Consider the following 20,106-nt stretch of genomic DNA (forward strand, 5'->3'; position numbering starts at 1 on the left):
AATTTTTACTGCAAAAATAGTTGACAAAATATCCCATATGGGATATAATTTATAAAAAAGGATTTGTATGTCTAAAACACAAACGACAATTCGCCTTGAAGAAGATGATTATAAAAAGGCTAAAGATATTTTAAAATACATAGGGATGAGTTATTCGCAAGCGGTAAATATGTTTAATCGAATGATTGTACTTGAAAGGGGTTTGCCTTTTGAAGCAAAGATTCCCAATGACAAGACACTAAAAGCGATGAAAGAAGCGATGGATTTAGATGGTGAATATATTGCGCTGGATGATCTAAAGAGGGAACATGCAGCTCTTTCGCACTAAAACATTTATAAAAGAGTATGCTAAAGTTAAAATGAGTAATACTCAATATGTGAAGTATCTAAAATATCTTGTGTTTCTTTTGGAAGAAAAAACACTTCCTCCAGAAGCGAGAGACCATCAGCTTAGTGGTGAATATAATGGATTTAGAGAGTTTCATATTGGCGGTGATCTTTTGGTGGTCTATGTGATAGTAGATGACATATTGAGACTGACTCGTATCGGTACACATGCACAATTATTTAAATAGGATGAAAATGGCAAATATGAAAAAATTAAAATGTAGTTGTGCATACTGGGCAAAATTATGATTATGAGCTCAATGAAGTCTTATTTAAAGATTTTGGATTGAGAAAACCTGACTACTTTTTAAATGCGGCACTTACCAGTGCAACTGAGACGATAGGAAATTAGATCCTATACTAGAAGAGGTAAACACTGACGCTTAGTGCCATGAGGTTGATAGAGCTCATCGCTAAGAATTTAGGAAAAAAAGTTTATCTTGTTCGGATCCCGTTTTTTGAGAGTTTGTTAAACCCTCTTTTCATAAGCGTCTTTATGGAAGTTTAGAGGTCGATAATAAGGATACGCTGAGAAGACTTTTTGGCGAAGCTAAAGCATCGCTTCCGTATTCTGTGGAAGAGGGGATAGGTTGATGTTGGGAAATAAGGGGGTCAGCAATGCCATTAAGTTAAGAAAATTAATGTTTTCTCGGAACCGGTACTTTAGTGCCGGCTGTTGCAATAGTCTTGCCACTTTCAGCCCGGACTGAAGTCCGCGTTCCAAAAAAATGCTTAATTTAATGGCATTGAAGGGGGTCAGGTATTGGGAATAACTTTTTTGAAATAAATGACTGTTAAAATAATAAGTATTTAGTCCTCTTTTATTTTTCAAGTATCTCTTTAATATTTCCTTTTATAACACTTAGTCTTTCATTTATTACATCTTCTACTATGTATAAGTCTACACCCTCATAGTTGTGTGCTATGAAAGTTCTTAAGTCGTAACTTCCTTTTATGTCTTGCTTCTCAAAGTATGCCAAAAGTTCTAGTTCGCCATTTTGCATAAGTTTATCAAACTGTTCGGCGATGGATGTTAAGTGCATCAAAATTGCCGCTCGTGAGTTCTGCTCATCTTCTAAGGCTTTTATAACTCCACCATTTTCTTCTACGATAGCTTGTATAAAATCTATCTTTTTCCCAATGGTTTTTACATTTTGGAGAGCTTTTTTGCTAAACATAGAGTAGCTCTTTTTTTATACTGTCTATCATAGGAGAACTACTCTCGAGGTCAAACACATCACTATTTCTATGAAACTTTTTTTGTATCATCTCTTTGATTTTGGCAATCTCTTCGAGGTATGTGTAAGCTGTTCTTTTTTTCAGATAAGCAGTCTCTTTTTTTATAGCAATGTCAATGTCGCTGTAAACAGTCTGTTCACCCCTTGCAAAACTACCAAAAAGAGCTACAGTAGTAATGCCATCATTATAAAGCTCACTTTTTATCTCATGTAAGTACTCTAAAATATTTTCTTTTGTTGCTCTCATGATATCTCTTTGTTTAGTTTCTTTGCTAAATTATAGCATAACCCTACCAACAATGACATTAAGTTAAGCATTTTTTTTGGAACGCGGACTTCAGTCCGGGCTGAGAGTGGCAAAAATATTGCAACAGCCGGCACTAAAGTACCGGTTCCGAGAAAGCATTAATTTTCTTAACTTAATGGCATTGAACCCTACCAAAAAATAAATTTGCTGTTTTTGAGAATTTGTCGGTGGAAGAGGGGATGGGCTTGCTGATAGGTTCTTATTGACATATTGTAAGCAGTTTGGCTATAATGACAATATATTGACAAAAGGAATTTTTATGCAAGCTGTATTTTATTCACAGGCAAGAAACAATCTTAGAAGCATCATAGATAAAGTGTGTGAGGACTTTGATGAGTACATAATTACTACAAAGAACAATAAGTCTGCTGTCATAATGTCCTATGATGAATATAGTGCTATGAAAGAAACTATGTATCTATTGGCTTCAAAGAATAATAGAGATAGACTGAGTGACGCTGTTGAACAGATTGAAAATAGTAAATTCATTACAAAAGAAATCTAAATATGCTCATAGGGTTTGCTGATAAAGGGTGGGAAGATTATCAGCATTGGGTACAAAATGATAAAAAAGTATTAAAAAGAATCAATACGCTTCTTGAAGATATCAAGAGAAATCCTGATGATTCAAACGGGCTAGGCAAGCCGGAAAGACTGAAGGAAACTTATCAAGGATATTTTTCAAGAAGAATAACATCTGAACATAGACTGGTTTATAAAATCATCAATGGACTTATTGTGATAGCGCAGTGTAGGTACCATTACTGAGTAAATGTTATAATGCTTACACAAAAAATCTAATGAATACAAAGATGCATACTTTAAAATTAAATATACAAGATAGTGTGTTTGACAAAATAATCTATTTTTTACAAAATTTACCAAAAGATGAAGTGGAAATAGTTGAAAATAGCTTACTTAAAGAAGATTGGGCATACTTAGAAGCTGAAATAGATAAAGGGATAAATTCTGGAGTAAGTGAAAAATCCCATAATGAAATAATTAGTAATATTAAAAATAAATATGTTTAGCATTGACTACTCAAATCAAGCTGAAATAGATTTAGAAGACGCCATATCTTATATAGCAAAAGAGAGTGTCAAAAATGCTCTGAAATATCTAAAAAATTACGAAAATAAAATCAAACTTTTAACTTTAAACCCATACATGGAGACAGAGTGCAGGTGCCGTTTTTTGAGAGGTTGTTGAGGGTGATTAAACCTTCTTTTTATAAGCGTCTTTATGGGAGTTTAGAGGTTGATAATCAGGATATGCTGACAAGACTTTTTGGCGAGGTTAAAACCTCGCTTCCGTATTCTGTGGAAGAGGGGATAGGGTTGATGATAAACGGAGAATTAAAATAAGTATTTGACAATAGTACTATAAAATAGTAGAATAAAGCAGATATATTTAAGCAATCCTATAAAGAATAACTTAAACGGAGCGAAAAAATAAAAAAGACAATAGTCCCGTAACAATAAACTTTCAAAGAACATTTTTAAGAGCCTTTTGGCTCTTAAGAGCGTTTGATTTTTGAAGCACTTTTTACAAGTCATTATCTAGAATTTGACTCAAGTGTTTCAATGATCAAACAACTAAAAAACTGTTTGGTTGACAATGATAAAGTGCTAGGTGCCCCTTGAGGGTATAGACTGTTATATAATTGTCTATATAGTGTTTATCAAGTTCTATAACAACTTATTGTTAAATAGTTGAATGAAACTCAAGATGCTGATGCCTGAAATACCCTTTGAGGATTATAGGCAACATTGTTTTTATAAATAGCTAAAATGATATGAGCAAGTTTCCTTGCAACAATGACTACAGCCTCTTTTTTGGCTCTGCCTTGAGAGACCTTGTCTCTAAAGAGCTTATTAAGTTCATTATTATGTCTAATAGCTGCAATGGCAGCTTGATATAACGCTTTTTTAGCTAACTTTGCACCTCTCTTTGCAATAGGACCATAACTAAGCTTATTGCCAGATTGCTCTATTGTAGGATAGAGGCCCAAATAACCAATAAGATGAGAGTTGTTTTTAAACCTGCTCAAATCCCCACACTCACTAATGAGTGCAAAGATGGTTTTATCACTCACACCCGGAATGGTTCTAAGGTTGTCAATAATATCCATAACCTCTTGTTCTTCATCAATCTCAAGTTTTGGTGCTTGATGAAAAAGTTTTAACATCTCATGCTCAAGCTCTTTAAGCTCCTCTTGTAGAAGTTTAATAAGTCGAATATGAGACTTTATGACATAAGCTCTCTCATCTACACCATTACCCTGATAGACAGAGTGTTTGGCTAACTCTAAAAGCTTTTTGGCTTTTTGCTCATTAAAGTTATTGCCTTTAATACCTCGAAAAGTTTTAAGTATCCTCTCTGCACTGGCATACTCATAATGCTTTGCAGTTGGATACTTCTCAAGCAGAGCAAGCCCTGTTACATTAAATGGGTCTTTTACAACCTGCTCCATTTCAGGAAAGACTACAGATAGAAGTGTAGATATCTGTCGCTTATGCTTTTTCATCTCTTCAAGAAGATTATTCTTGTGTCTATATAGTGATTTGATACTTTGATAGGTATCTTCACTTACATAGGCTTTGGAGTATCTTCCTGATTTAATTAAAGCTGCTATCATTAAAGCATCAATGTTGTCATTTTTTACTTTTTTCATGGTGTCCAACTCTCTAAATCTGTTTGTTTGATAAGGATTTAAAAGTATAACATCAAACCCTTTCTCCTTCAAATACAGATAGAGATTTTCAAAGAAGATTCCTGTTGCTTCCATACCAATGGTAAAGGTTGAAACTTCATCAATAGAGTTCAAAAGTAAAACCAATTCACTAAAGCCATTCTCGTCATTATTAAACTTGAGCGACTTCTTTATTACTTTATCATCTTGATTAACCACACAGGCAACATGAAAACTCTTTGCTATATCTATACCTACATAATAGTGCATTGTGTATCCTTTCGTATGTTTAACTTTTTCTTACAGCCTCGTAACGATAGAGGATTGAGATAAAACCCATCCTGGCATCCTATAGGTAAGTTACTTAGGTTAAACGCAGTATGCTTTCTTAGATAGTGGCATAAAACCTCATAAGGAAAAATGACTGTCATTCAACTCTTTAACTGTAAGTTGTTTTAGTATTTGACAAACACAAAAACGACTTTATCAAAAACTAAAAAACAATTATCAAACCACTACTCCCTTGGATGTAATGACTTGATAAATTTATTATACGAGGATAAGATTATGATAAAAATTAATTCGAGTGATATAATAAAAAAGCCATCATATGTGACAAGACCAACAGATATTACATTTATAGAGGATGCAAAAAAGCACATAATAAGAAGCGTGGTTTTACCTTACGAACTTTATGAGCGATTAAAAGAAAAAATCGAAGATGAAGTTTATCTTTTTAACAATAAAAAAGCATTGTCAAAGAGTGCAAATGATGAGTTTTTGAAAATTGAATCAGTTGTAGAAGAGCTGGTGCAATGAAAAGAGGAGAAATTTATTTAGTAAACTTTGGTAAAAAGTATAATAGTGAATTTGGAAAAGTACGCCCTGCATTGATTATACAAAATGACATTGCAAATAGAAATATTGAAAAAGTTGATTTTCAAGGTGTCACGGTGATTCCTTTGTCTACAAATTTATTTGGAGGAGATGTAAGGGTACAGATTGTCAAACGAGATAATTTAGAAAAAACATGTGAAATCTGCATTAATGAGCTTTGTACTTTAGACTTGAGTAGAATAATTTTAGAAAACAGGCTTACTGTATTGAGTAATGAAGAGATGCAAGAAGTGGAATTTAAACTTACAAGGCATTTGCTTTTATGATATATATTTTTTTATTTATTTTATCTTTTCTCTTAACATACCTTATAAAAAACTATGCTATTAAAAAATCTTTAGTAGCTGAGGTGAATGAGCGGAGTTCTCATAGTGTGCCTACTCCTCATGGCGGGGGAATCGCTATAGCTGTGACATGGTTTGCCGGACTGAGTTGGCTTTTTTTTAGGGGGGAGATTGAGCCTTCTTTGTATTATGCTTTACTGACTGGTGCTGTACTTGCCGTTGTAAGTTATTTGGATGATTTGTATGAGCTGTCTCCAAAAATACGCTTAATCACCCAGAGCAGTGTCTCTGTTGTCGGGTTAGTGACTCTTGGTGGTTTAAGCAGCTTGGATTTTGGACTCTTTAGCATTGAAAATCAGCTGCTTACGAACATTATTGCCTTTGTTGCCATTCTTTGGTTTATAAATCTTTACAATTTCTTAGATGGAATAGATGGTTATGCCGGCAGTGAAGCTGTTTTTCTTGGTATTGCCGGTTTTTTACTTTTTGGCGGTGGACATTTTTTAGTCTTAATCGCGTCTGTAATGGGATTTTTGGTCTGGAACTGGCATAGAGCGAAGATATTTATGGGGGATGTCGGCAGTACCTTGCTTGGTTATACTGTTGCAGTTTTTACGATATATTATGCGAATGAAGATCCTGTAAATCTATGGATATGGATCATTCTTTTTGGAGTTTTTTGGTTTGATGCGACGTACACTTTAGTCAAACGCTACTTCAATGGGGAAAAGCTCTCTGTGGCACACAAAAAGCATATATATCAAAGGCTGACGCAGGCTGGATTTTCCCATGACAGAGTTGTGTTCATGGCTATTGGGGCAAATACGGTTTTATTTGCCTTGGCGTATTTTATCAGTCGGCACTGAAGTACCGATTCCGAGAAATTGTTGCATTTGGAACCCGTACTTCAGTGCGGGCTGAGAGTGGCATGGAAGTAATAACAGTCGGCACTAAAGTACCGATTCCGGAGTGATGCTGCTTTTGGGAATCCGTACTTCAGTGCGGGCGAGAGCGGTAGGAAAACTACAAGTTTAAAAATGTGTTATAATGATATTTATAGAAGACAGGAGCGTATAGTAATGGGTGTATTAAAACTTAAAGATTTAAAGAGTAGTAAATAGTGCAGATAGATAAAAGAATACTAAATTTTTTAGTAATTATAGTACTCTCTTTCGTTACATTTTGGTGGACATTTTTTATCTATCATATGCCGTTTGAATTTGAGATTGTGGTAAGTGTCATCATCATTCGTATGCTTGCATCCCGTTTTATACTGCGAGATTACTCACTTTCGTGGTCAAAAGCTTCGCAAAAAACCTTTCTTATAAAAAGTGTTGTCTATATTGCTGCTTTTTTTGTGTACTTGCCTGTGTTTTATGGAAAAGTACGTCTTTCTTTTTTGGCATCAGAGCTCTTTTTATATCTTTTTAGCATTAATTTTTTAATGTATTCATATTATTATTTTACCAACAAATCAAAAGTAAAGAAGACAAAATCCGTGGTAATTTACGGTGCAGGGAAGGCTGGAATAAAACTGGCATCCGAATTTCATGACTCAAAATATAAAATAGAATACTTTGTGGATGATGACAAGGGTTTGCAAAACCGTTCTGTAGACTCTGTCAATATACTTTCTAAGCAACAACTGAAAACAGTTATGAAAGATAAAAAGTATGATTTGCTTGTTATTGCCATGCCATCTGTTCCAAAAGAGCGTATCAGGACGATATATGATAATCTCTCAAACTACTTTGAAATTATTCAGATTCTCCCTTCTATTGATGAAATTTTAACGGGAAAAAATCTTTCGACACAGTTAAAAGATCTCTCTGTAGAAGATTTGCTTGCACGTCATCCAAAAGATTTGGACAAAAAAAAGATAAAAGCATTCATAAAAGACAAAACTGTTTTGGTCACAGGTGCCGGTGGAAGTATCGGGAGTGAAATATGTCGTCAATGTGAAAAATATGGAGCAAAAAAACTGATACTTTTAGACCACAGCGAATACAATTTGTATGCTATTTTGGAAGAGATTAAGAATGTGGATGCTGTACCGGTGATGCAAAGCGTTGTAAACAGAGACCTTTTAGAAGAGACATTTCAAAAATACAAACCTCAGATAGTGATCCATGCCGCAGCCTACAAACATGTTCCGCTTGTTGAATCAAATATCTATGAGGGGATTGTTAATAATGTCATGGGAACTAAAAATGTCATAGATATATCCATAAAGTATAATGTGCAAAAGTTTGTAATGATATCTACCGACAAAGCAGTTCGCCCTACAAATGTTATGGGAACGACCAAGCGAATTTGTGAACTGTATGCGCAAAATTCTAATGGACAGGGAACGGATATTGTAGCTGTACGATTTGGAAATGTGCTGGGCTCAAGCGGAAGTGTGATACCGAAGTTTAAAAAGCAGATAGAAAACGGTGGACCTGTAACGGTGACACATCCTGATATCACACGCTATTTTATGCTGATACCAGAAGCGTGTGAATTGGTTTTGCAGGCGGGTGCTATAGGAAGTGGCGGTGAAATTTTTATACTTGATATGGGTGAACCGATTAAAATAGTTGATTTGGCAAAAAAAATGATTGATCTGAGCGGAAGCCAAAACATTGGCATTACATATACAGGTTTACGACCGGGTGAAAAACTTTATGAAGAACTTTTGATAGATGAGAGTGATATGAAAACAGAATATGAGTCTATAACCGTAGCCAAACCGACACCGTACAATCTGAAACAATTGAATGAAGATATTCAATCGTTACTTACATGTAATGATATGCTCACAAAACTTAAAGAAATAGTACCGGAGTTTAATCATCAAAAAAACAATTAAATATCTTTAGGTTTTAGGTTATTTTAAAATTGTTTGGATAGAATTCTGCCATACATTCCGGATTAGCTCAGCGGTAGAGTAGGTGACTGTTAATCACTTGGTCACTGGTTCGAATCCAGTATCCGGAGCCATACCTCTGAAACACCGCAAAACAGGGACTTCCAAGAAGAAAATCAATCTCCGAAGCCAACTTGTGATACAATCAGCAAAAACTGTGCTACAAAACTACCCACAAGATTATATCGAGTCAATAACACCTACTACTACCGACGCAGAATTAATTATAAGTTAGTTAGAATATCCCTACAAACCAAAGAACTCAAAGAAGCTATTAGGCGTAAAAGCTTGATAGATATGCTCAAGGGAGACGAGTTGTTTCAATTAAATACTAATGACTTAAAATTAGCGTTCGAGTATGATACGGAAGAAGAGCTACGCACCGCGTTAGAACTTGCTTTTAAAATGCAAGTAGAGAGTAAAATTACAAAATATAAAGAAGCTAAACAAACAATCGAAAATAATCAATATAAACCTGCTGAATCGCTGACTTTTGAAGCTTTAAGAGATATTTACATAACACAAAAACGACGAGACGGAAATGTTACTAAAAGCACTTTAGACGACTACTTTAACACTTTTAAAAAGCTTACCGAATATTTTAAAGACAAACATATACACGAGCTTAAAATTGACGATATAGAAGCTTTTAAACTACATTTAAACACGATAGAAATTAGAGGTAAAGTGCTATCAAAAAAAACTATAAACAAACACTTGATATATGTGAAACAGTTTTTAAAATTTGCTATGCAACGAGATTATATAAGTAAAAATGTTGCGGAAGGTGTAGCACTTTACAACAGAAAGCAAACAAGAAAAGAAGCACCGCTAAAAGAAAACTACACTATACAAGAAATAAGAACAATACTTAACTATAAATATGACGACGAAACATTTAAGCATATTAACACAATAGCAATATACACGGGTATGCGTCTTGGAGAACTATATAAACTAACAAAAGAAGATATAAAAGAGCAAAACGGCATAATGTATATTAATGTAGAAGACGCAAAAAGTGAAGCTGGTAATAGAAAAGTACCAGTACATAAAGAAATAGAGACTCTTATGAAAAATATACAACTACCATTCTTTGACGGTCAATTAAGTGAAAACGCTTTTGCTAAAAAAGTCCGGTACCAATTATATAAGATAGTTAAAGCAGAGGGCAAAAATTTTCATACAATCCGTGGAACATTCGTTGAAAATCTTTTAGATAAAAATTTTGAAGAAAATGATATGAAGCTAATAGCTATACAACAGATTGTAGGGCACGCTGGAAAAGAAAGTGATAAGCTTACAACAGATACCTATGGCAAAGGCTTTAAATTACCTAAATTAAAAAAGATTATCGATACAGTATCTTATCAATAATTTTTGCAAATCCCCGCCCCGTCAAGTAGCATCCGCTACTTAACGGGGCTATACCCCTGAAACACGAACTAAACTTAATCAATTTAATTATATTTGCAATTCTTTTTTATTGTTATTGCAATATTTTTGCTAAATATTGGCAACATTTAGCAATGTTGCGGGTCGGTAAATCTTGACAGATTTCCCTCTTATTTTAAGAGGGGCACATATCCCACTTCGTGGCTCAATGTGCTTAGGTCGCTTAAACTAACAACCTAAAATATCTTGTATGCACGCATATAGCGTATAATCTTACACTTAAACAGTTTATCTATATTTTAATATTTTTATACATAAAACTTAAAATATAAAAGCACTTAAATAAGCACTTACAAATCTTCTATAAAGCCCTACACAGCGTCAATAAAAGACTTAATAATAAAGTTTTTTTAAGTTTTTATCAAAAAACACCCAAAAAACTTCGTAAATTTGGGGTAAATTACACTTAATTAGCAATATTTGCAAAATTACATATAATACTAAGTATAACTTAACTTTTTTAACGGCGTTACAAATGTATAAACTATAATCTATCAACAAAAGACAATATATAAATAATATTTAGTTAAATTAAAATGTAAGTCGCCGAAAATGTTCCGCAAAACTATTTTATATCCTCTCTCATAAATTTTTTTCATTGGTTATTCTTCCACTCAAAAAGAAATCTGTTTTAACAACCCGAGAGACGAGCTAAATATTACTAGCATTAAAGCTAGAGTAGTATCTTGCTATTTATATCGTCTCAAAATATTTGAGATACCAAATATTTATCTGTAAAAATAATTTACAAATCTTTTAGATTAACCCATTAAAAAAAATTATAAAGAGGTGTAATTATGGAAACAGTTATAAAAGCAAGTGTGCAAAAATTTAATGAAAATATACAAGCGTCAGAAAATTTAGAAGAAATAAACGAGCATATAAATACATTACTAAAATTAGTTCACAGATACGCAAGTAAAAAAAATAATCGCCCTAACAAAGGGCTAAAAGTATTTGAAGAATATATAAAAACGGACACCAGAGAACTAAAAGTAAAAAGAGAAGTAAGCAGAAGATCCGAAAAAACCTATAAAGATTTTATTGGTAAATATATAGCACTTAGAGAAGACGGCTACTCTTGGCAACGCATAAGCGATTATATGCTCAAAAAATATAATATAAAAGCAAGTAGAGAAAGTATCAGAAAGTTGGTTATAAATTATGTTTAGTGCGAAAAGAGCAAGTGCCAACGCTATTATAAATAGAGTTATGAGTAATGCCAACGGCATAGGACAAAGCAAAGCAGAAACACGCAATAACAGTAATATAAGGGGCGAAAATGGACATGCAGTCAGTGATAAAGCACATAGTATTAAAGAAGTGCAAAATCTACGAAGCGTAGCTACACAATATATAAATTATGTAAAAGAAAATTACAGCGGTAAAGTAGCAGGAAACATAAACAAAGAGAGTGCTAAAGCATTTTTAAAAGCTAAAGCCCTAGAAGTAAAAGGCTCAACGCTTAACACATACACAAGTTTAATGCAAAAAGTTTCAGAGAACTTAAATAAAGACCATATAGGCACTTTAAATCGCCAAGATATACAAAATATCAAGCAAGAGTTAAAAAACGATTATACGCTATCTAAAGAGCATATAAATCGTGCTTATGACAATACACAAGCTATACAAGAACAAATGAGACATACAAGTATGTCATTATCAACAGATTTGCAAGTAGAAGCAGGTTTAAGGGCGAATGACGCAATTAATAGCGATAAATGGCATATAAACGAAGATAATACACTAACTATAAGCGACAGTAAGGGCGGAATAACTTATACAACAGCACCTATAAGCCCTGAATTATTAAATAGAGTAGAAGAAGCCAAAGAAATGGGCTATAAAGTAAATTACACAGAATATCGAGAAGCATTAAAAGAAGCCGTGCAAAACACGGGGCAAGAATATAACGGCACGCATGGGCTTAGATACAGTTTTGCACAAGATAGATTAGACGAATTACGACAAAACGGCTACACAGAAAACGAGGCTAAAGGGCAAGTAAGCCTAGAAATGGGTCATAGTCGTTTAGACATTACAGACCACTACACAAGCTTTTAATAAACACAAAAAATTTCCAAAAATGCCCCCTTTAATATAATAATAGAGGGGAATTATTTATTTTTAATCCTTTGTATGCACCTATTTTAGGTAGTTTCAGAGGATTTTTATAGAAAAAGTTAGTCCTGTAGTGGAGGACTGGTAGTCCTGCCACAGAGGACTACATATCCTCTGACAGAGGATTATCTATTGATTTTTTTAATATTTTAGTCATTTTTTTTTGGGATTAGCTATTTTTTTGAAAAGTTCTTTCTATTACTTATCAATAGGACTAAAAATTTTAGTGCTATTAACAAAAAAATCACAATGAGAGCAATCCTATAAAGAATAACTTAAACGGAGCGAAAAAATAAAAAAGACAATAGTCCCGTAACAATAAACTTTCAAAGAACATTTTTAAGAGCCTTTTGGCTCTTAAGAGCGTTTGATTTTTGAAGCACTTTTTACAAGTCATTATCTAGAATTTGACTCAAGTGTTTCAATGATCAAACAACTAAAAAACTGTTTGGTTGACAATGATAAAGTGCTAGGTGCCCCTTGAGGGTATAGACTGTTATATAATTGTCTATATAGTGTTTATCAAGTTCTATAACAACTTATTGTTAAATAGTTGAATGAAACTCAAGATGCTGATGCCTGAAATACCCTTTGAGGATTATAGGCAACATTGTTTTTATAAATAGCTAAAATGATATGAGCAAGTTTCCTTGCAACAATGACTACAGCCTCTTTTTTGGCTCTGCCTTGAGAGACCTTGTCTCTAAAGAGCTTATTAAGTTTATTATTATGTCTAATAGCTGCAATGGCAGCTTGATATAACGCTTTTTTAGCTAACTTTGCACCTCTCTTTGCAATAGGACCATAACTAAGCTTATTGCCAGATTGCTCTATTGTAGGATAGAGGCCCAAATAACCAATAAGATGAGAGTTGTTTTTAAACCTGCTCAAATCCCCACACTCACTAATGAGTGCAAAGATGGTTTTATCACTCACACCCGGAATGGTTCTAAGGTTGTCAATAATATCCATAACCTCTTGTTCTTCATCAATCTCAAGTTTTGGTGCTTGATGAAAAAGTTTTAACATCTCATGCTCAAGCTCTTTAAGCTCCTCTTGTAGAAGTTTAATAAGTCGAATATGAGACTTTATGACATAAGCTCTCTCATCTACACCATTACCCTGATAGACAGAGTGTTTGGCTAACTCTAAAAGCTTTTTGGCTTTTTGCTCATTAAAGTTATTGCCTTTAATACCTCGAAAAGTTTTAAGTATCCTCTCTGCACTGGCATACTCATAATGCTTTGCAGTTGGATACTTCTCAAGCAGAGCAAGCCCTGTTACATTAAATGGGTCTTTTACAACCTGCTCCATTTCAGGAAAGACTACAGATAGAAGTGTAGATATCTGTCGCTTATGCTTTTTCATCTCTTCAAGAAGATTATTCTTGTGTCTATATAGTGATTTGATACTTTGATAGGTATCTTCACTTACATAGGCTTTGGAGTATCTTCCTGATTTAATTAAAGCTGCTATCATTAAAGCATCAATGTTGTCATTTTTTACTTTTTTCATGGTGTCCAACTCTCTAAATCTGTTTGTTTGATAAGGATTTAAAAGTATAACATCAAACCCTTTCTCCTTCAAATACAGATAGAGATTTTCAAAGAAGATTCCTGTTGCTTCCATACCAATGGTAAAGGTTGAAACTTCATCAATAGAGTTCAAAAGTAAAACCAATTCACTAAAGCCATTCTCGTCATTATTAAACTTGAGCGACTTCTTTATTACTTTATCATCTTGATGCAAAAAATGCACCAAATCGGACACCCATAACGTTTTAGTTCGGACACCTGTGACGGTTTTAAATCGGACAGTGATGACGAAAATGATTCGGACACTTTTACTAAAAAAGCGTCAACAAAGATTCGTTTAAGAAAGAGATATTTTCTAAATTCAAATACACTCTTTGTAAATTTATTTACAAGGGTGTTGAAAATGAGGATTATATCCATGAGATCAGTTCGTGATATTGTAAAGTACCATAGTATGGGCTTGTCAATCAGAAAGATACATGACGCTACAGGAGTAGCCAAAAGTACCGTTGCAGATTATATCAAACGGTTTAAAGAGCTTGGATTGTCAATAGAACAGATTGATGTTTTAGATGATGATGCACTCAAACTACAGTTTTTCCCCGATGTAGCCAGTGTCGTCGTCTCACGCAAAGCGATGCCAAACTTCAACTATATCCACCAAGAGCTCAAACTGCGTAAAAAAACCAAAGTGACACTCTATCTGTTGTGGGAAGAGTATAAAGAGGATAATCCGGATGGGTATCAGTACACCCAGTTTCGCGTGTACTACCGCCGCTTCGTCAAAAAACTCAACCCCTCCATGCGCCAGACACACCTTGCGGGTGAGAAGATGTTTGTAGACTACAGCGGTGTTACTATGCCAATACACAATCAAAGAACCGGTGAAGTGGAGTATGCACAGATATTCATAGCCGTACTTGGTGCAAGTGGATACACCTTCGTTCACGCTACCCCAAGTCAAAGACAGGAGGACTTCATCTACTCCCATGTCAAGTGTTATGGGTTCTTTGGTGGAGTGCCAAGAGTGGCAGTTCCCGATAATCTTAAAAGCGCCATCATCTCCAATAATAAAAACGGTATCGTCGTCAATGAGAGCTATGCAGATCTCAATCGCCACTATGGCGTCATAGTAAATCCCGCACGCCCAAGAAAGCCAAAAGACAAACCAAAAGCAGAACAGGGTGTCCAAGCGATTCAACGCTACATTCTCGCACGCTTTCGTCACCATAAGTTTTTCAGTGTCGATGAGCTCAACGAAGCTATAGCGGAGTTGCTCGATAGATACAACAACAAGATTATGAAACATCTCCAAAAGAGTAGAACAGAGCTCTTTAATGAGCTCGATGCACCCTATCTCAATCCACTGTCTGCAAACAGCTATGTCTATAAACAGTTCAAGATTGCAAAAGTGCATCAGGATTACCATATAAGCCTTGAGAAATGCAACTACTCCGTACCTTACAAATATATCAAAGAAGAGGTAGAGGTACGATACTCCACACAGAGTGTCTATATCTACCACAAGAACAGGCTCATCGCTACACATCCACGCCTGCGAAGAGTCGGTGAGTGCTCGACACTGCATGAACATATGCCAAGTAAACATCAGTATGTAAACGAGAGTATGAATCCACAAAGACTGCGCTCTTGGGCAAAAAAGATAGGTGAATTCAGCAGTGTGTTTGTGGAGGATATATTTGCATCGATGGAGTATCCACCACAGGCGTATAATAAAATAGTAGCCATCTTATCGTTGGCAAAACTCTATGGTAACACAGAGCTGGAGTTGGCGCTGATGTATGCTACAAAGCATAACACCACAACCACAAAGTCGATCAGATCGATACTCGATAAAAAGCTCTATCTGAGTGACAGTGCCAATAATGTGCAACCATCATCACAGTACGCACTCTTTAACAACCACTCCAATATCCGCGGTGCGGATGAGTACAAATAGAAATAACAATCAAACAACAAAAAAAACAAGGACAAAAGAATGAATCACACTACCGTTGTCAACAAACTGACAGAACTTGGCTATAAGGGCTTTAAAGAGGCATATATGCAACAGATGGAGGATATCAACTACGATTCTATGGGGTTTAGCGAAAGACTCTATCAGCTTCTTGATGCGCAGGATATATTTTTACGCAATAAACGCATTATCATGAATCACAGACTCTCAAAAATCAAAGACAAGCAAGCAGCACTCGATGCTATAGACTATACACCACAAAGAGGGATCAACAAAGCACAGATTAGGTCATTATCTTCACTCAACTTCATCGATGCCAGACAGAACATCATCATTACCGGTAAAACTGGGACTGGAAAGAGCTATCTCGCTCAAGCGTTTGCCAATAAGGCTATATTTGATGGGTACAAAGCCTACTATGTAAGAACTCCTTCATTACTTGAGGAGATAAAAATTGCAAGGTTGGATGGAACTTATACTAATCTGCTTAAAAAGTATTCAAGATTTAAACTGCTGATTCTTGATGACTTCGGTGTGATACCTATGGGTGAAGATGATGCAACGAATCTCTTTGAGATCATAGAGGACAGAACACAGATTAATTCTACAATTATCACTTCACAGCTTCCTGTAAGTGAGTGGTATAACTATCTCAACAACAACACCATTGCAGATGCAATTTTAGACAGAATTGTTCACTCCTCCCATAGAATAGAACTGAGTGGTCCATCGATGCGAAAACTCAAATCGAGCATCAAAACTGACGAATATTAAAAAATCATTCGGACACTTTATGCTAAAATGGCGTTACAGAAAATATTCTCTTTCTTGGTGTCCGATTTGAAACGCGTTGGGTGTCCGGATGCTCCGTCATATGCAATCTTGATTAACCACACAGGCAACATGAAAACTCTTTGCTATATCTATACCTACATAATAGTGCATTGTGCATCCTTTCATTTGTTTAACTTTTTCTTACAGCCTCGTAACGATAGAGGATTGAGATAAAACCCATCCTGGCATCCTATAGGTAAGTTACACAAGTTAAACGCAGTATGCTTTCTTAGATAGTGGCATAAAACCTCATAAGGAAAAATGACTGTCATTCAACTCTTTAACTGTAAGTTGTTTTAGTATTTGACAAACACAAAAACGACTTTATCAAAAACTAAAAAACAATTATCAAACCACTACTCCCTTGGATGTAATGACTTGATAAATTTATTATACGAGGTATAAAAAATGAAAAGAATAAGGAATATGGCTTTTGTAGAAGTAAGAACATTAAATGAAGAAGGAGAAATTGTAACAAGTCAGCAAGCGAGACAATATAAAGCAGAGGCAGAACCGAATTATATTAAATTGTATTTAGAAGATATAAGTTATTTACATAATTTACCAGCAAAAGCAGGAGATATATTGTTTGAATTACTACATTATGTTGATTATAACCACGAAATCTATTTATCTGCTGGCAGAAGAAAGAAAGTGGCGGAAAATTTAGGCAAGAGTGAAAAACATATCAAAAATACAATAACTAAGCTTATACAAGCAGAAATATTATTGAAAGTCGAAAGAGGTGTATATCAACTAAATAGTTATCTATTTGGTAAGGGAAGCTGGAAAGACATATTAAAGCACAGAAACTCTTTACAGTTAAATATCTTTTATAGTCATGAAAATGGACGAGAAATTAAGCAAAGTTAAGTAAATTTATATATATATTTTTATATAATTCTTGCATATGATACAAAACAAGGGAAACTATGATACAAAACTCCGAAGCCAAAAACTTGGAGTCCCTTATTTGCGGTATTCTGGACAATTACTTTAGCAAATCCAGTATCCGGAGCCACTTTTTTATGTTATAATTCCTCAACTTTTTTAGAGGAACAAAACTTGACAGACACTTCACACGAAACAAAATTAACACTTCTTTATATCTTTATAGCTTTTGCTTTTTCTATTGGTATGCGTCTTATTTGGGTGTATCATTTTAACGGCTATGCACCGTTTTATTTTAACAATCAGTTTATGATAAATACTAATGATGGCTATGTTTGGGCGGAAGGTGCGAGGGATCTGCTTTCGGGAACTGTGACGAATCCTGATGCTAAAGAGTATTTTGATAAATTTCACCAGTTACATGACTTGTCTCCTGTTTCTTCTGCTGCATCACAACTTACAGCATTTTTTGCAAAGATTCTGCCTTTTTCTTTTGAGAGTGTCATTTTTTACCTGCCGGTATTTTTAAGTTCACTTGTTGTCATTCCCATTGTCTTAATAGCCAAAGCACTCAAAAATTTAGAAATGGGATTAATTGCTGCACTTTTGGCATCAATTGCATGGAGTTATTATAACCGTACAATGGCAGGGTATTATGATACCGATATGCTTAACATTGTACTTCCCATGTTTTTGCTCTGGTCTGTTATTTGGGCGATTCAAACCAAAAAAGATATCTATTTGCTTTTTACGGCTTTGGATATTTTGGTTTACAGATGGTGGTACCCGCAGTCTTATTCATTGGAATTTTCTTTTTTTGGGCTTATACTTTTTTATACTTTGGTGTTTGATCGAAAAAATGTGTTTAACTACAAGTTACTTGCGATTATGATGTTTGCAATGATGAATACAGATGGATTGATCCGTCTTGGTGCAGTTTTGGCGGCATTTTACATTTTTAAACAAGAAAAACTTGACAAGTATATCTATTATATTTTAGGTTTGTCCATTATTGCATTTTTTGTAACAGGCGGGTTTTCCCCGATTTGGTCGCAGCTAAAAGGCTATATTTTTAGAGAGAGTGTCAGTACGGGGGCTAAAGGACTGGGGCTTCATTTTTTCACGGTAATGCAAACGGTGAGAGAAGCAGGACATATTCCATTTGAAACCTTTGCCAATCGAATCAGCGGAAATACTGTTACCTTTGTGATTGCCTTGTTTGGTTACATGTATCTGCTGTATAAACACCGCATTATGCTCTTTTCACTGCCTCTTGTGGGGCTTGGATTTTTAGCCTATGTCGGCGGGCTTCGTTTTACTATTTATGCTGTACCGATTTTGGCTTTTGGCATCGCCTTTTTAATTACGCAAATTGCCGAAAAAATGCCTACGCAGAAGTTGAAAGTTTTAAGCATGAGCGCTTTTACTCTGCTGACACTCTATCCAAACTATAAACATATAGAAGCGTATAAAGTACCTACTGTTTTTAATGCGAATGAAGTGAAAGTCCTAACTGCTCTGGGAAAAAAAGCAGATCGCGAAGATTACGTTGTAGCATGGTGGGATTATGGCTACCCTATCCGATACTATGCAGATGTCAAAACATTGGCTGATGGCGGAAAACACAGTGGAAGTGTAAATTTTCCTGTGAGTTTTATGTTGACGCATACACAGGAAGAGGCTGCAAAAATGGCACGTCTTGACGTAGAATATACTGAGAAAACATATGAATATACAGCAAAAAACAAAAAACTGATAGAAGATAAAAATCTCACAGTTTTTTCAAATATTGAACAGATGACAAAAGATTACGGATACAAAGATACAAATAAATTTTTAAAGAGCTTGCAGTCTGATATTAAACTGCCGCAAAAAACGAGAGACATCTATTTTTATCTTCCTTTTAGAATGATAAATATCTATCCGACTGTCACACTTTTCTCAAATTTGAATTTAATGAACGGAGCCAAAAGAAAACAGCCGTTCTTTTTCATATCCCGAAACTTTAAAGATACCGGAGCAAAAATCCAGTTGGCTCAAAATATTTTTTTAGACAAAAGAACTTCGATGCTTACCATAGGAAAGCAGACATTGCCTATCAGAAGATTTGTAGTGACAAAATATGATAAAAACATGCACCTGCATAAAGATGTGAAATTGATTAATCTTTCATCAAACATCAGTGTTATGTATATGGCGGACTACAGAACCTTTTTAATTGTTGATGAAAAAACGTATAATTCACTTTATATACAACTGATGGTACTGGAAAATTACAATAAAAAACTCTTTGAACCTGTGATACTAACACCACAGGCTAAAGTATATAAGTTGAAAATATAAGAATGAAAGAACAGCCGGCACTGTGCAGTTTTTCGGAACCCATCCTTTAGGGTCACTGCCATTAAGTTAATAAAAATAATGCTTTTGCGGAACCGGTACTTCAGTGCCGGCTGAGAGTGATGAAAAGTAGCAATAGTCGGCACTAAAGTACCGATTCCGAGGAATGTGCAGTTTTTCGGAACCCGTACTTCAGTGCGGGCTGAATTTAAGTTAATGTAACCAAGATTTGACTA

General features: G+C 34.8%; 22 protein-coding genes, 1 tRNA gene and 1 pseudogene. 20 read left to right on the forward strand and 4 right to left on the reverse strand.

What is annotated here, in order from left to right; genetic code table 11:
• Nucleotides 1-67: 67 nt before the first annotated feature.
• From LCX93_RS04290 to LCX93_RS12565, 3 genes are read left to right on the forward strand one after another with little or no spacing between them, the layout of a single operon-like run.
• Nucleotides 68-328, forward strand: coding sequence for a type II toxin-antitoxin system RelB/DinJ family antitoxin (locus LCX93_RS04290; protein WP_226068843.1), 261 nt, complete (start codon nucleotides 68-70; stop codon nucleotides 326-328).
• On the forward strand, nucleotides 309-575 hold the full coding sequence (locus LCX93_RS04295) for a type II toxin-antitoxin system RelE/ParE family toxin (RefSeq protein WP_226068845.1): 267 nt from the start codon (nucleotides 309-311) through the stop codon (nucleotides 573-575). Before LCX93_RS04290 ends, LCX93_RS04295 begins: the two co-directional genes overlap by 20 nt.
• Nucleotides 576-613: 38 nt before the next feature.
• On the forward strand, nucleotides 614-739 hold the full coding sequence (locus LCX93_RS12565) for a hypothetical protein (RefSeq protein WP_255613260.1): 126 nt from the start codon (nucleotides 614-616) through the stop codon (nucleotides 737-739).
• A gap of 469 nt (nucleotides 740-1,208) precedes the next feature.
• Here the strand turns inward: LCX93_RS12565 and LCX93_RS04300 are convergent, their stop codons facing one another.
• Nucleotides 1,209-1,565: a HepT-like ribonuclease domain-containing protein gene (locus LCX93_RS04300; protein WP_226068847.1), complete on the reverse strand. Its 357-nt coding sequence runs from the start codon at nucleotides 1,563-1,565 to the stop codon at nucleotides 1,209-1,211.
• Nucleotides 1,558-1,884, reverse strand: a pseudogene (locus LCX93_RS04305) (nucleotidyltransferase family protein); the annotation flags it as partial. The gene LCX93_RS04300 and the pseudogene LCX93_RS04305, both read right to left, overlap by 8 nt.
• 250 nt (nucleotides 1,885-2,134) lie before the next feature.
• On the opposite strand from LCX93_RS04305, the gene LCX93_RS04310 reads away from it, so the two are divergent.
• Genes LCX93_RS04310 through LCX93_RS04330 form a run of 5 tightly spaced genes read left to right on the forward strand, consistent with a single transcriptional unit; the run spans nucleotide 2,135 to nucleotide 3,296 of the window.
• Complete coding sequence (locus LCX93_RS04310; protein ID WP_226068851.1) at nucleotides 2,135-2,437, forward strand: type II toxin-antitoxin system Phd/YefM family antitoxin; 303 nt, start codon at nucleotides 2,135-2,137, stop codon at nucleotides 2,435-2,437.
• Between the two features lie 2 nt (nucleotides 2,438-2,439).
• Entirely contained in the window at nucleotides 2,440-2,700 is a 261-nt protein-coding gene (locus LCX93_RS04315) for a Txe/YoeB family addiction module toxin (protein WP_226068855.1), read from the forward strand.
• Between the two features lie 32 nt (nucleotides 2,701-2,732).
• The gene (locus LCX93_RS04320) at nucleotides 2,733-2,963 is read left to right on the forward strand and encodes a hypothetical protein (RefSeq protein ID WP_226068863.1); all 231 of its coding nucleotides are present in this window, start codon (nucleotides 2,733-2,735) and stop codon (nucleotides 2,961-2,963) included.
• Entirely contained in the window at nucleotides 2,956-3,141 is a 186-nt protein-coding gene (locus tag LCX93_RS12690) for a type II toxin-antitoxin system RelE/ParE family toxin (RefSeq protein WP_226068864.1), read from the forward strand. Before LCX93_RS04320 ends, LCX93_RS12690 begins: the two co-directional genes overlap by 8 nt.
• A 2-nt stretch (nucleotides 3,142-3,143) precedes the next feature.
• A complete protein-coding gene (locus LCX93_RS04330) occupies nucleotides 3,144-3,296 on the forward strand; it encodes a hypothetical protein (RefSeq protein ID WP_226068865.1) in 153 nt (50 codons plus the stop codon).
• 359 nt (nucleotides 3,297-3,655) lie between these two features.
• Here the strand turns inward: LCX93_RS04330 and LCX93_RS04335 are convergent, their stop codons facing one another.
• The gene (locus tag LCX93_RS04335) at nucleotides 3,656-4,894 is read right to left on the reverse strand and encodes an IS110 family RNA-guided transposase (protein ID WP_226068866.1); all 1,239 of its coding nucleotides are present in this window, start codon (nucleotides 4,892-4,894) and stop codon (nucleotides 3,656-3,658) included.
• Nucleotides 4,895-5,191: 297 nt separating this feature from the next.
• Between LCX93_RS04335 and LCX93_RS04340 the strand changes: the two genes are divergently transcribed.
• The 8 genes from LCX93_RS04340 (at nucleotide 5,192) to LCX93_RS04375 (ending at nucleotide 12,235) form a co-directional block, all read left to right on the forward strand.
• Nucleotides 5,192-5,443: a hypothetical protein gene (locus LCX93_RS04340; protein WP_226068867.1), complete on the forward strand. Its 252-nt coding sequence runs from the start codon at nucleotides 5,192-5,194 to the stop codon at nucleotides 5,441-5,443.
• Nucleotides 5,440-5,787, forward strand: a complete 348-nt coding sequence (locus tag LCX93_RS04345) for a type II toxin-antitoxin system PemK/MazF family toxin (RefSeq protein WP_226068869.1) — start codon at nucleotides 5,440-5,442, stop codon at nucleotides 5,785-5,787. The genes LCX93_RS04340 and LCX93_RS04345 overlap by 4 nt, the downstream gene beginning before the upstream one ends.
• Nucleotides 5,784-6,671 (forward strand): MraY family glycosyltransferase, encoded by an 888-nt coding sequence (locus LCX93_RS04350; protein WP_226068870.1) that lies wholly within the window; start codon nucleotides 5,784-5,786, stop codon nucleotides 6,669-6,671. Before LCX93_RS04345 ends, LCX93_RS04350 begins: the two co-directional genes overlap by 4 nt.
• A gap of 254 nt (nucleotides 6,672-6,925) precedes the next feature.
• The gene (locus LCX93_RS04355; protein ID WP_226068871.1) at nucleotides 6,926-8,656 is read left to right on the forward strand and encodes a polysaccharide biosynthesis protein; all 1,731 of its coding nucleotides are present in this window, start codon (nucleotides 6,926-6,928) and stop codon (nucleotides 8,654-8,656) included.
• A 56-nt stretch (nucleotides 8,657-8,712) separates the two neighbouring features.
• A tRNA-Asn gene (locus LCX93_RS04360) sits at nucleotides 8,713-8,787 on the forward strand.
• Between the two features lie 223 nt (nucleotides 8,788-9,010).
• Complete coding sequence (locus LCX93_RS04365; RefSeq protein ID WP_226069407.1) at nucleotides 9,011-10,090, forward strand: tyrosine-type recombinase/integrase; 1,080 nt, start codon at nucleotides 9,011-9,013, stop codon at nucleotides 10,088-10,090.
• Between the two features lie 875 nt (nucleotides 10,091-10,965).
• Nucleotides 10,966-11,340 carry a hypothetical protein gene (locus tag LCX93_RS04370; protein WP_226068874.1) on the forward strand — a complete coding sequence of 125 codons (375 nt, stop codon included), beginning with the start codon at nucleotides 10,966-10,968 and terminating at the stop codon, nucleotides 11,338-11,340.
• Nucleotides 11,341-11,380: 40 nt separating this feature from the next.
• Nucleotides 11,381-12,235 (forward strand): site-specific integrase, encoded by an 855-nt coding sequence (locus LCX93_RS04375; RefSeq protein WP_226068876.1) that lies wholly within the window; start codon nucleotides 11,381-11,383, stop codon nucleotides 12,233-12,235.
• Between the two features lie 621 nt (nucleotides 12,236-12,856).
• Here LCX93_RS04375 and LCX93_RS04380 read toward each other — a convergent pair.
• Nucleotides 12,857-14,041, reverse strand: coding sequence for an IS110 family RNA-guided transposase (locus LCX93_RS04380; protein WP_255613261.1), 1,185 nt, complete (start codon nucleotides 14,039-14,041; stop codon nucleotides 12,857-12,859).
• A gap of 204 nt (nucleotides 14,042-14,245) precedes the next feature.
• Here LCX93_RS04380 and istA point away from each other — a divergent pair, with 204 nt between their 5' ends.
• The 4 genes from istA (at nucleotide 14,246) to LCX93_RS04400 (ending at nucleotide 19,873) form a co-directional block, all read left to right on the forward strand.
• Entirely contained in the window at nucleotides 14,246-15,787 is a 1,542-nt protein-coding gene (gene istA / locus LCX93_RS04385) for an IS21 family transposase (protein WP_226068877.1), read from the forward strand.
• Between the two features lie 39 nt (nucleotides 15,788-15,826).
• Nucleotides 15,827-16,579: an IS21-like element helper ATPase IstB gene (gene istB, locus LCX93_RS04390; RefSeq protein ID WP_226065210.1), complete on the forward strand. Its 753-nt coding sequence runs from the start codon at nucleotides 15,827-15,829 to the stop codon at nucleotides 16,577-16,579.
• A gap of 486 nt (nucleotides 16,580-17,065) precedes the next feature.
• The gene (locus LCX93_RS04395; protein ID WP_226068878.1) at nucleotides 17,066-17,512 is read left to right on the forward strand and encodes a replication/maintenance protein RepL; all 447 of its coding nucleotides are present in this window, start codon (nucleotides 17,066-17,068) and stop codon (nucleotides 17,510-17,512) included.
• A 192-nt stretch (nucleotides 17,513-17,704) separates the two neighbouring features.
• A complete protein-coding gene (locus LCX93_RS04400; protein WP_226068879.1) occupies nucleotides 17,705-19,873 on the forward strand; it encodes an STT3 domain-containing protein in 2,169 nt (722 codons plus the stop codon).
• Nucleotides 19,874-20,106 lie beyond the last annotated feature (233 nt).

The organism is Sulfurimonas sp. SWIR-19 (assembly GCF_020410885.1).
Taxonomy (GTDB): Bacteria; Campylobacterota; Campylobacteria; order Campylobacterales; family Sulfurimonadaceae; genus Sulfurimonas; species Sulfurimonas sediminis.

What these genes read in the sequence shown, in the direction of transcription:
- LCX93_RS04290 (WP_226068843.1), top strand. Translation starts at nt 68, where the DNA reads ATGTCTAAAACACAAACGACAATTCGCCTTGAAGAAGATGATTATAAA.
- LCX93_RS04295 (WP_226068845.1), top strand. Translation starts at nt 309, where the DNA reads ATGCAGCTCTTTCGCACTAAAACATTTATAAAAGAGTATGCTAAAGTT.
- LCX93_RS04300 (WP_226068847.1), bottom strand. Translation starts at nt 1,565, where the DNA reads ATGTTTAGCAAAAAAGCTCTCCAAAATGTAAAAACCATTGGGAAAAAG.
- LCX93_RS04315 (WP_226068855.1), top strand. Translation starts at nt 2,440, where the DNA reads ATGCTCATAGGGTTTGCTGATAAAGGGTGGGAAGATTATCAGCATTGG.
- LCX93_RS04320 (WP_226068863.1), top strand. Translation starts at nt 2,733, where the DNA reads ATGAATACAAAGATGCATACTTTAAAATTAAATATACAAGATAGTGTG.
- LCX93_RS12690 (WP_226068864.1), top strand. Translation starts at nt 2,956, where the DNA reads ATGTTTAGCATTGACTACTCAAATCAAGCTGAAATAGATTTAGAAGAC.
- LCX93_RS04335 (WP_226068866.1), bottom strand. Translation starts at nt 4,894, where the DNA reads ATGCACTATTATGTAGGTATAGATATAGCAAAGAGTTTTCATGTTGCC.
- LCX93_RS04340 (WP_226068867.1), top strand. Translation starts at nt 5,192, where the DNA reads ATGATAAAAATTAATTCGAGTGATATAATAAAAAAGCCATCATATGTG.
- LCX93_RS04345 (WP_226068869.1), top strand. Translation starts at nt 5,440, where the DNA reads ATGAAAAGAGGAGAAATTTATTTAGTAAACTTTGGTAAAAAGTATAAT.
- LCX93_RS04350 (WP_226068870.1), top strand. Translation starts at nt 5,784, where the DNA reads ATGATATATATTTTTTTATTTATTTTATCTTTTCTCTTAACATACCTT.
- LCX93_RS04365 (WP_226069407.1), top strand. Translation starts at nt 9,011, where the DNA reads ATGCTCAAGGGAGACGAGTTGTTTCAATTAAATACTAATGACTTAAAA.
- LCX93_RS04370 (WP_226068874.1), top strand. Translation starts at nt 10,966, where the DNA reads ATGGAAACAGTTATAAAAGCAAGTGTGCAAAAATTTAATGAAAATATA.
- LCX93_RS04375 (WP_226068876.1), top strand. Translation starts at nt 11,381, where the DNA reads ATGAGTAATGCCAACGGCATAGGACAAAGCAAAGCAGAAACACGCAAT.
- istA (WP_226068877.1), top strand. Translation starts at nt 14,246, where the DNA reads ATGAGATCAGTTCGTGATATTGTAAAGTACCATAGTATGGGCTTGTCA.
- istB (WP_226065210.1), top strand. Translation starts at nt 15,827, where the DNA reads ATGAATCACACTACCGTTGTCAACAAACTGACAGAACTTGGCTATAAG.
- LCX93_RS04395 (WP_226068878.1), top strand. Translation starts at nt 17,066, where the DNA reads ATGGCTTTTGTAGAAGTAAGAACATTAAATGAAGAAGGAGAAATTGTA.